Origin of the sequence: Roseicyclus sp. (assembly GCF_052168335.1) — a bacterium.
In the GTDB taxonomy this organism is placed as follows: Bacteria; Pseudomonadota; Alphaproteobacteria; order Rhodobacterales; family Rhodobacteraceae; genus Roseibacterium.
The window spans coordinates 1-7,718 of sequence record NZ_JBQLZP010000422.1 but is presented as its reverse complement, the minus strand read 5'-3'; the positions used below and the strand labels follow the sequence as shown (position 1 = coordinate 7,718).

The window sequence follows — 7,718 nt, the reverse complement described above, 5'->3', positions numbered from 1 at the left end:
CGAGCGCCGCTCGGGCAAGCTGACCGTGAACCAGGCGCTCACCGGCGGCGAAGGCGGCCGGCAGCGCAGCCTCGCCGCGATGAAGCGCAAGCAGGAGCGCGCGCGCCAGAAGGCGATGGGCCATCAGGACCGCGAGAAGATCGTGCGCGACGTGCAGTTGCCCGAGACGATCGTGGTCTCCGAGCTTGCCAACCGCATGGCCGAGCGCGTCGCCGACGTGGTCAAGGCGCTCATGCAGAACGGCATGATGGTCACGCAGAACCAGACGATCGACGCCGACACGGCGGAGCTGATCATCGAGGAATTCGGCCACCGCGTGCAGCGGGTTTCGGCCGCCGACGTCGAGGACGTGATCGTCAGCACCGAGGACAAGGAGGAGGACCTCCTCCCGCGTCCGCCGGTCATCACGATCATGGGCCACGTCGACCACGGCAAGACGTCGCTGCTCGACCGTATCCGCCAGGCCAACGTGGTCGCGGGCGAGGCGGGCGGCATCACCCAGCACATCGGAGCCTACCAGGTGACGACGGACTCGGGCGCGGTCCTGAGCTTCCTCGACACGCCGGGCCACGCGGCCTTCACCTCGATGCGCGCCCGCGGCGCGCAGGTGACGGACATCGTCGTGCTGGTCGTGGCCGCGGACGACGCGGTCATGCCGCAGACGGTCGAGGCCATCAACCACGCCAAGGCCGCCCGCGTCCCGATGATCGTGGCGATCAACAAGATCGACAAGCCCTCGGCCAACCCCGACAAGGTGCGCACCGACCTGCTCCAGCACGAGGTCGTGGTCGAGAAGATGTCGGGCGACGTGCAGGACGTCGAGGTCTCGGCCGTGACCGGCAAGGGCCTGCCCGAACTGCTCGAGGCCATCGCGCTCCAGGCCGAGATCCTCGAGCTGAAGGCCAACCCGAACCGTCCCGCCGAAGGCGCCGTGATCGAGGCGCAGCTCGACGTGGGCCGCGGCCCCGTCGCGACCGTCCTCGTGCAGAAGGGCACGCTCCGCCAGGGCGACATCTTCGTCGTGGGCGAGCAGTGGGGCAAGGTCCGCGCGCTGATGAACGACAAGGGCGAGCGCGTGCAGGAGGCCGGTCCCTCGGTTCCCGTCGAGGTTCTGGGCCTCAACGGCACGCCCGAGGCGGGTGATGTCCTCAACGTCGTCGCGACCGAGGCGCAGGCGCGTGAGATCGCCGAGTACCGCCAGCAGGCCGCCAAGGACAAGCGCGCCGCCGCCGGTGCCGCGACCACGCTCGACCAGCTCCTCGCCAAGGCCAAGGCCGACGAGAACGTCAAGGAACTGCCCATCGTGGTGAAGGCCGACGTGCAGGGCTCGGCCGAGGCGATCGTGCAGGCGATGGAGAAGATCGGCAACGAGGAGGTGCGCGTGCGCGTCCTCCACTACGGCGTCGGCGCCATCACCGAGAGCGATATCGGCCTCGCCGAAGCCTCCGGCGCGCCCGTCATCGGCTTCAACGTCCGCGCCAACGCGCCCGCGCGCAGCGCCGCCAACCAGAAGGGCGTCGAGATCCGCTACTACAGCGTGATCTACGACCTCGTGGACGACGTGAAGGCCGCGGCCTCGGGCCTGCTGTCCGCCGAGGTGCGCGAGAACTTCATCGGCTACGCGCAGATCAAGGAGGTCTTCCGCGTCTCCGGTGTCGGCAACGTGGCGGGCTGCCTCGTGACCGAGGGCGTCGCCCGCCGCTCGGCCGGCGTCCGCCTGCTGCGCGATGACGTGGTGGTCCACGAAGGCACGCTCAAGACGCTCAAGCGCTTCAAGGACGAGGTCAAGGAAGTGCAGTCGGGCCAGGAATGCGGCATGGCCTTCGAGAACTACGACGACATCCGCAAGGGCGACGTCATCGAGATCTTCGAGCGCGAGGAGGTCGAGCGCCAGCTGGCGTGACCTTCGGCCCCGGCAAGACAGGAAGGGCGCCCCTCGCGGCGCCCTTTTTCGTTTCGAGACCTATTCCGCCGCCACCGCCGGCTCGTTCGGGTTCCGCGCCCAGACGCTGGCGTTCAGCGCGCCCGCGACGGTGACCCAGGCGAGATACGGCACGAAGAGCGCGCCCGCGATCCAGTCGAGCTGGAAGAACGTCACCATCGTTCCCGCGACCGAGAGCCAGAGGCCGAGCATGACGAAGAACGCCGCCTTGATCCGGTGCAGCCCGAAGAAAACCGGCGTCCAGAGCGTGTTGAAGGCGATCTGCATGGCCCAGAAGGCCATGGCGTAGGCGCTGCCTTCCAGCGGCGCGACGCGCGAGGCGGCATAGGCGGAGGACACGTAGAGGATGCTCCACACCACGGGGAACATCCAGTCCTTCGGCGTCCATGTCGGCTTGGACAGGCCGCGATACCACGCGCCCGGCATGAACATCGAGCCTGTCGTCGCCGCCGCGGCACAAGCGAGCAGGAAGATCGCGAACAAACCCCATTCCATGAGAGGGAAATAGGGCGTCAGGCCGCGCCCGCCAAGTTCCCGCGGTCCCGGTCGCGCGCCTCGAGCTGCGAGAGGACCGAAAGGACACTCTCGCCCCAGCCGGTCTTGGCCCGGTCGGGATGCGCCGCGGCCTCGACCAGGAAGGCCACCTCGTCGAGCGGCCGGGCGTAGATCACCGCGCTCTGCGGGAACACCGTGACGGCGCCGGCCCGCAGGATCGACCAGCCGAGCAGCCCCAGCTTGTGCCGCCGCGTCGTGAAGGCGCGCTGCGTGATGCTGTCATGGCCCGCGCGGCGGATCCTGCCGCCGATGGCGTCGTAGCAGTAGCGCGCCGCGAAGATGCCGGGGCGCGCCGCGATGGGCAGCCGGGCGATGCCGGGCTCGGAGCGGTGATAGAGCCGCTCGGCCTCGGCCAGGAGGCGCTTGACCATGCGGCGGATCTCGGGCGTCGGGCGCGGATCGGCGAGGAAGCTCTCGATGTCGAGGCCGGCCTCCTCCATCCAGTCCGTCGGCAGGTAGAAGCGTCCGGCGCGCGCGTCCTCGCCCACGTCGCGGGCGATGTTGGTGAGTTGCATCGCCACCCCGAGGTCGCAGGCCCGCGCCAGCGTCTGCGCCTCGCGCACGCGCATCAGGACGCACATCATCGCGCCCACGGCCGCCGCGACCCGCGCGGAGTAGGCGCGCACGTCCGACAGGCTGGCATAGCGCCGCTCCATCCCGTCCCAGGCCAGCCCCTCGAGCAGCGCCTCGGGCAGCTCGCGCGGCATGTCGTAGACCTCGATCAGCGCGGCCATGGCGCGGTCGGCGGGCGCGTTCCGGGGACGGCCCGCATAGGCGAGGTCGAGCCTGTCGCGCAGCGCGAGGACGGCCGCGGGCTTGTTCGTCCCGAAATCCACCTCGTCGTCCGCCACACGGCAGAAGGCATAGAGCGCGAGCGCCGGATCGCGGACGCTTGCGGGCAGGAGCCGCGAGGCCGCGTGGAAGGAGTAGGATCCTTCGCGGATCGCGTCGCGGCAATGGTCGAGGTCGCTCGGGTCGATCATTCGGCGGCGAGCCTCACCTCGCGGACCAGCGGTCGCGGCGCGTCGGGGACGAGTTGCGTGAGCACCTCGGACGAGGTCACGACCGAGGGGATGCCCGCGCCCGGATGCGTGCCCGCGCCGACGAGGAAGAGGTTCTCGACCTCCTCCGAGATGTTGTGCGGGCGGAACCACGCGCTCTGGAAGATGCGCGGCTCGAGGCTGAAGCCCGCGCCGTGCGGGCTCAGGTAACGGGTCCGGAACGTCTCGGGCGTGAAGTGCTCGCTGGCCGAGAGGCAGTCGGCGAAGCCGGGGATCAGGTGCTCGTCCAGCACGCGGGCGAGGTTCTGGCGGTACGTCTCGCCCATCTCCGCCCAGTCGACGGACTTCTCGCCGTGCAGGTTCGGGACGGGCGAGAGGGCGTAGAACGTGTCGTCCCCCTCGGGCGCCACGGTCGGGTCGGTGACGGAGGGGCGGTGGAGGTAGACCGACATGTCCTGCGCCAGGTGCCGCCGCATGAAGATGTCGCGCAGGAGGCCGGTGTAGCGCGGGCCGTTCAGGATCGTGTGGTGGCCCACGTCCTTCCACATGCCCTTGGTGCCGCGCGTGCCGAAGTACCAGACGAAGAGGCCCATGGACCAGCGCGCGCGGTCGAGCCGCCGGTCGGTCCACCGCTTGCGGACGGTGTTGCGCAGGAGGTGCGCGTAGGTGTGCCCCGGATCGGCGTTCGACACGACGATGTCGGCCCGCAGCGTCTCGCCGTCGGTCAGCCGCACGCCGGTCGCCCGGCCGGAAGAGGTCAGGATCTCGTCCACCTCGGCGCCCTGCCGGACGGTGCCGCCCTGCTCGCCGATGACGCGGACCATGGCGTCGGCCATCGCCTGCACGCCGCCCATCGCATAGTGGACGCCGAATTCCTTCTCGAGGTGGCTGACCAGGATATACATCGACGTCACGTGCGTCGGATCGCCCCCGATGAAGAGCGGATGGAAACTCAGCGCCATGCGCAGGCGGGGATCGCGGACGCGGGCCTTGGCGTGGCCCCAGACCGAGCGGTCGGCGCGCAGACGGACGAAACCGGGAAGCTCGCGCAGCAGGTCGCCGAGCTTGTTCATCGGCCGCCGCCCAAGCCCCTCGAAGCCGAAGAGATACCGCGCCTCGCTGTCCTCGAGGAACTTGCGGTAGCCCGGCACGTCACCGGGCGAGAGGCGGCGCACCTCCTCCACCATGGCGTCCTCGTCCTGCCGGACGGTGAAGGTCGAGCCGTCGCGCCAGCGGATCTCGTAGTAGGGATCGACGGGCCTGAGATCGACCTCCGCGTCGAAGTCGCGCCCGCATTCGGCCCAGAGCTGGCGGAAGACCTGCGGCACCGTCACGATCGTCGGCCCGAGGTCGAAGCGATGCCCGTTCCGCGTGAGCGAGGAGCCGCGCCCTCCGGCCCGGTCCAGCCGGTCGAGAAGCGTCACCTCGTAGCCCTTGGCGCCGAGCCGCATGGCGGCCGACAGGCCACCGAGGCCCGCGCCGATGACGATGGCCCGGGACGGCCCGGACGAGAGGTTGCGGTCGGTCATTCCATGTCCAGTCACTGTCCAGTCATGTTGACAATATGGTATAGAGATACGTCTTGCCAAGAAAAACGGACAATGTGTCTCTTTCCCCGCTGGAAGAAGTATGTAAGGATAAGTTGACACATGGAGAGACCGGCCATGCAATCCGTCACCTTGAGCCTGTTCCGCTTCGGCTCCGTTTCCGCGCGCCTCTGGGCCTTCTCGCAGATGGGCCTCGCCCGATTCGCGCTGAAGGCGATTCCCGACCTGCACACCTTCAAGCTCTGCGGTTCGGGCACCGGGGAGGGGTTCACGCCCGTTCCCAACACCTCCGTCTACGCGATCCTCGGGACCTGGCCCGACCATGACGCGGCCCGCCGCGCGATGTTCGGCACGCCGGTGTTCCGCCGCTACCGCGACCATGCGGAGGAGGCGCTGACCATCTTCCTCACCCCTGCCAGCGCGCGGGGGAAATGGGCGGGGCTGGAGCCGTTCGAGGCGCAGGACATCGCGCTCGACGGACCGATCGCCGCGCTGACGCGGGCGACCGTGAAGCCCTCGGTCGCGCTCCGGTTCTGGAAGCAGGAGCCCGGCGTCTCGCGCGCCATCGGGCAGGACCCGAACGTGATGTTCAAGATCGGCATCGGCGAGATCCCCTGGGTCCAGCAGGTGACCTTCTCGGTCTGGCCCGACGCCCGCACCATGGCGGAGTTCGCCCGCCGTGACGGACCCCATGCCAGCGCCATCCGCGCCGTCCGCGAGGGCGGCTGGTTCCGCGAGGAGCTTTACGCCCGCTTCCGCATCGACGCCGTGGAAGGCACCTGGGAGGGCGCCACCCCAGACCTGACGCACCGCCCCGAGACACGAACGCAGGACCCCATCGAGGTAGCCGCCGAATGACCGACCTTTCCGCCAGCGGGGCCTTCCCGTTTTCCGCCATCGTCGGCCAGGACGACATGAAGCTCGCCATGATCCTCACGGCGATCGACCCGGGCATCGGGGGCGTCCTGGTGTTCGGCGATCGCGGCACGGGCAAATCGACCGCCGTGCGGGGGCTTGCCGCGCTGTTGCCGCCGATCCGCGCGGTGGCGGGCTGCCCGGTGAACTCGGCCGCCGAGCGCGACGTGCCGGACTGGGCGCAGGTCCACGACCATGCGATCGTGGAGAAGCCGACGCCGGTGATCGACCTGCCGCTCGGCGCGACCGAGGACCGCGTGGTGGGCGCCCTCGACATCGAGAAGGCGCTGGCCCACGGCGAAAAGGCCTTCGAGCCCGGGCTGCTGGCGCGCGCCAACCGTGGCTATCTCTACATCGACGAGGTCAACCTGCTCGAGGATCACCTCGTCGATCTCCTCCTCGACGTGGCGCAGTCCGGCCAGAACGTGGTCGAGCGCGAGGGCCTGTCGATCCGCCATCCCGCGCGCTTCGTCCTCGTCGGCTCCGGCAACCCCGAGGAGGGCGAGCTTCGGCCTCAGCTTCTCGACCGGTTCGGCCTGTCGGTGGAAGTCGAGAGCCCGCGCGACATCGAGGTGCGGATCGAGGTCATCCGCCGCCGCGACGCCTTCGACCGCGACCGCGACGCGTTCCAGGCCCAGTGGTTGCCCCGCGACATGGAGCTGCGCCAGCGCATCCTCGACGCGCGCGCCGCCCTGCCCCGGGTGGATGCCGACGACGCGATCCTGCGCGACTGCGCCGAGCTGTGCGTCGCGCTCGGCTCGGACGGGCTGCGCGGCGAGCTGACCCTGCTGCGCGCCGCCCGCGCGCTGGCGGCCTTCGAGGGCGAACCCTCCGTGACGCGCGGGCACCTCCGGCGCGTCGCGCCCTCGTCGCTCCGCCACAGGCTCCGCCGCGACCCGCTGGACGAGGCGGGCAGCACGACACGGGTGAACCGCACGGTGGAGGAGGTCCTGGCGTGACCGATGGCGAGGAACGCTGGCAGAGGGCGAACCTCGCCCTCGCCTGCTTCGCGCTCGATCCCGCGGCGCTCGGGGGCATCTGGCTCCGCGCCCGCGTGGGGCCGGTGCGCGACCGGTTCCTCGCCGGGCTGGACCTCGCCACGCGCGGGCGGCGCGTCTCGCGCCTGCATCCCGACATCGGGGACGACGCGCTTTTCGGCGGCATCGATCTCGCCGCCACGCTTGGTGCCGGAACCGTCATGCGCAGCGCGGGCCTGATGGACGCGCCGGGCGTCCTGGTTCTGCCCATGGCCGAGCGGGCGCGCGCGGGCCTCGCCGCACGGCTCGCCCATGCGCTCGATGCAAGGAAGGGTCTCGCACTCGTCGCGCTGGACGAAGGCGCCGGCCCGGAGGAACGGATACCCGAGGCCCTTGCCGACCGGCTGGCGCTGCATCTCGACCTTGCGGAGCTGCGGCTCGCGGACGCCGCGGAGCTGTCGCTCGACATGGACGCGGTGGTCGAGGCGCGGCGCCTCCTGCCGCGGGTCGAGGTGACGGAAGCGACGATCGCCGACCTCGCGCAGGTCGCCGCGCGCCTCGGCATCGTCTCGCTGCGCGCGCCGTTGCAGGCGCTGGCCGTGGCCCGCGCGAGCGCCGCGCTGTCGGGCGAGACCATTGTGGAGGAGCCCGACCTCCTGACAGCGGTGGAGCTGGTCCTCGCCCCGCGCGCGACGCGCATCCCCGAGGAGGAGACGCAACCGCCGCCGGAGCCCGAGCCGCCCGAGGACCAGGCCCCGACCGACCCGCCCGAGACCTCGGA

The 7,718-nt window shown here is 70.6% G+C and carries 6 protein-coding genes and 1 pseudogene; 4 read left to right on the top strand and 3 right to left on the bottom strand.

Going from position 1 to position 7,718, the window contains the following annotated elements:
• The coding region (gene infB / locus ACTS11_RS12920; RefSeq protein WP_442640718.1) for a translation initiation factor IF-2 at positions 1–1,903 on the top strand (1,903 nt) is incomplete at its 5' end.
• A gap of 60 nt (positions 1,904–1,963) precedes the next feature.
• On the opposite strand, the gene tspO is transcribed toward infB, so the two are convergent.
• From tspO to ACTS11_RS12905, 3 genes are read right to left on the bottom strand one after another with little or no spacing between them, the layout of a single operon-like run.
• The gene (gene tspO, locus ACTS11_RS12915; protein ID WP_442640717.1) at positions 1,964–2,437 is read right to left on the bottom strand and encodes a tryptophan-rich sensory protein TspO; all 474 of its coding nucleotides are present in this window, start codon (positions 2,435–2,437) and stop codon (positions 1,964–1,966) included.
• Between the two features lie 17 nt (positions 2,438–2,454).
• Positions 2,455–3,480: a 15-cis-phytoene synthase gene (gene crtB / locus ACTS11_RS12910; RefSeq protein WP_442640716.1), complete on the bottom strand. Its 1,026-nt coding sequence runs from the start codon at positions 3,478–3,480 to the stop codon at positions 2,455–2,457.
• Entirely contained in the window at positions 3,477–5,027 is a 1,551-nt protein-coding gene (locus ACTS11_RS12905) for a phytoene desaturase (protein WP_442640715.1), read from the bottom strand. Before ACTS11_RS12905 ends, crtB begins: the two co-directional genes overlap by 4 nt.
• Before the next feature lie 120 nt (positions 5,028–5,147).
• Between ACTS11_RS12905 and crtA the strand changes: the two genes are divergently transcribed.
• The 3 genes and pseudogenes from crtA to ACTS11_RS12890 form a co-directional block, all read left to right on the top strand.
• Positions 5,148–5,903 (top strand): spheroidene monooxygenase, encoded by a 756-nt coding sequence (crtA, locus tag ACTS11_RS12900; RefSeq protein WP_442640714.1) that lies wholly within the window; start codon positions 5,148–5,150, stop codon positions 5,901–5,903.
• On the top strand, positions 5,900–6,919 hold the full coding sequence (bchI, locus tag ACTS11_RS12895) for a magnesium chelatase ATPase subunit I (protein ID WP_442640713.1): 1,020 nt from the start codon (positions 5,900–5,902) through the stop codon (positions 6,917–6,919). The genes crtA and bchI overlap by 4 nt, the downstream gene beginning before the upstream one ends.
• Positions 6,916–7,718: pseudogene (locus ACTS11_RS12890) on the top strand (magnesium chelatase subunit D); the annotation flags it as partial. The gene bchI and the pseudogene ACTS11_RS12890, both read left to right, overlap by 4 nt.

Bases quoted from the DNA above. Each gene is read 5' to 3' on its own strand.
- ACTS11_RS12905 (WP_442640715.1), bottom strand. From the start codon at position 5,027: ATGACCGACCGCAACCTCTCGTCCGGGCCGTCCCGGGCCATCGTCATC.
- bchI (WP_442640713.1), top strand. From the start codon at position 5,900: ATGACCGACCTTTCCGCCAGCGGGGCCTTCCCGTTTTCCGCCATCGTC.
- crtB (WP_442640716.1), bottom strand. From the start codon at position 3,480: ATGATCGACCCGAGCGACCTCGACCATTGCCGCGACGCGATCCGCGAA.
- tspO (WP_442640717.1), bottom strand. From the start codon at position 2,437: ATGGAATGGGGTTTGTTCGCGATCTTCCTGCTCGCTTGTGCCGCGGCG.
- crtA (WP_442640714.1), top strand. From the start codon at position 5,148: ATGGAGAGACCGGCCATGCAATCCGTCACCTTGAGCCTGTTCCGCTTC.